We start from the raw sequence: 463 nt of genomic DNA on the forward strand, positions 1-463 counted from the left end.
AGTGGTCAACAAAAACTGGCCACAGCTTTAGAGTTTTTCCAGAACAATCGTTCTGATTCATTCGGCGTCAAACCACCATTATATTGATGAGGTCTGAGCTGGCTGTAATATCCTGTGATGTAATTCGTTATTGCCGTGCTGGCTTCGCTAAAATTCGCGTAGCCATTATCCGGTACCCACTCTGTTTTCAGGCTTCTGAAGAACCGTTCCATTGGGCTGTTATCCCAGCAATTTCCCCGGCGACTCAGGCTTTGCTTTATCTGATATCTCCACAGTAACTGTCTGAAATTCCTGCTGGTATAGTGACTGCCTTGATCCGAGTGATACAGTAAATTAGCCGGTTTCCCCCGTGCTTCCCAGGCCATCGACAGGGCTTTACCTGTCAGTGCGGAATCAGGGAAAAATGACATCGCCCAGCCAACCGGTTTACGGGAAAACAAATCGAGTACAACAGCCAGATAAG

1 protein-coding gene is annotated in these 463 nt (G+C 47.3%); it reads right to left on the minus strand.

Annotation, left to right across the window (positions count from 1 at the left end; all coding sequences use genetic code 11):
* Positions 1-5 precede the first annotated feature (5 nt).
* Positions 6-463 (minus strand): IS3 family transposase (locus tag FEK50_RS23975; protein WP_138211691.1); only part of this gene is annotated, 458 nt, incomplete at its 5' end.

This window comes from Escherichia sp. E2586, from assembly GCF_005781105.1.
In the GTDB taxonomy this organism is placed as follows: Bacteria; Pseudomonadota; Gammaproteobacteria; order Enterobacterales; family Enterobacteriaceae; genus Escherichia.